The organism is Vibrio sp. 10N.222.48.A3 (assembly GCF_041475345.1).
In the GTDB taxonomy this organism is placed as follows: domain Bacteria; phylum Pseudomonadota; class Gammaproteobacteria; order Enterobacterales; family Vibrionaceae; genus Vibrio; species Vibrio tasmaniensis_A.
Genome location: NZ_JBFRVX010000419.1, coordinates 1 through 1,108, shown reverse-complemented (window position 1 = coordinate 1,108; position 1,108 = coordinate 1). Strand labels below are relative to the sequence as shown.

Here is a 1,108-nt window from a genome sequence, read left to right as displayed (position 1 = left end):
GACGTGGACTTTGCAAAATTGAATGAGATTGATCAATTTCATTCAGGTGTTACTAAGATCCTTAAGTCGGAACTTAGAAATGAAAAAGATATGTTAGAGCTACAAATTAACGCTATTGAATTAGAAATTGTATCACTTGATTCAAAGTTGGCTAGGTCATTAGACATGTTAGAGAAGCCATCTGGCTTAGTTGATAAGCTTTTGGAGCTTTCTATTGAAGAGAAGGTGTTACGTGATCAGCTTCGATTTAGGGACATAAAGTTAACTATTGATACTAAAGTTGGCGAGTTGTCTGGAAAGATTACAGATAGATCAATGGCCTCACTTTTAAAAATAGAAAAAATCTTAAACTCAACAATGTCTAAATACATAAATATTTTCTATGAAAATAAACCGGTCACACCCAAGATCGAGCTATCCGAGACAAGATATGATTTTCTTCACAATACTGATTCTGGTACCGGGAAAGCATACGCTAATATGGTTGCTCTTGATATGAGTTACTTGGAGAAAACATATCTTCCTGCTTTGATACATGATCTAATTGTCTTTTCTAATATGGAAGACCATGCAATAGAAAAAATAGTAAAAGAATATTCAAAATCTAAGAAACAAGTATTCATAGCTATCGATAAATTAGGAAGGTTAAGTATAGAAACTCAAGAGTTAGTAAAAAAATACGAGTTCCTAGCTTTAGACTCGAATCATCTTGCATTTCTAAAGTCGTGGAAGAAACAAAGATAATTGATTATTTATACTAAAAGTGTTGAAAAATGAATTGGATTCCGGGTAATACGAAACAAGGAACATTTACAATTGTTGTTGCTATACTTTTATTAGCTTGTGTCCGAATTGGGTTTTATTTAAATAATCCAGCCGACTATTTTTCGGAAAATTTGTTACCTGAATTGACCGGAATGTTGATCGAGTTATGTATTTTATTGTTCATTGTTGAGCGTTGGCAGGAACAAAATCGAATCCAACTTTTAATTGTCAAAGAGAAGAGGTTACGTGAGTACTTAATTTTTTTCTTGCGTCATGGTTTTAAAACGTTGCCACGTAGTTATCGTGTAGGTAATTTTTATGGTGAGGAGCATGATCAGAATAT

The 1,108-nt window shown here is 32.9% G+C and carries 1 protein-coding gene and 1 pseudogene; both read left to right on the top strand.

Features of this window, described 5'->3' with window-relative positions:
* A partial coding sequence (locus tag AB4653_RS12830) for a DUF2326 domain-containing protein (protein WP_372104345.1) occupies positions 1–744 on the top strand: 744 nt, incomplete at its 5' end.
* Positions 745–773: 29 nt separating this feature from the next.
* Positions 774–1,108, top strand: a pseudogene (locus AB4653_RS12825) (hypothetical protein); the annotation flags it as partial.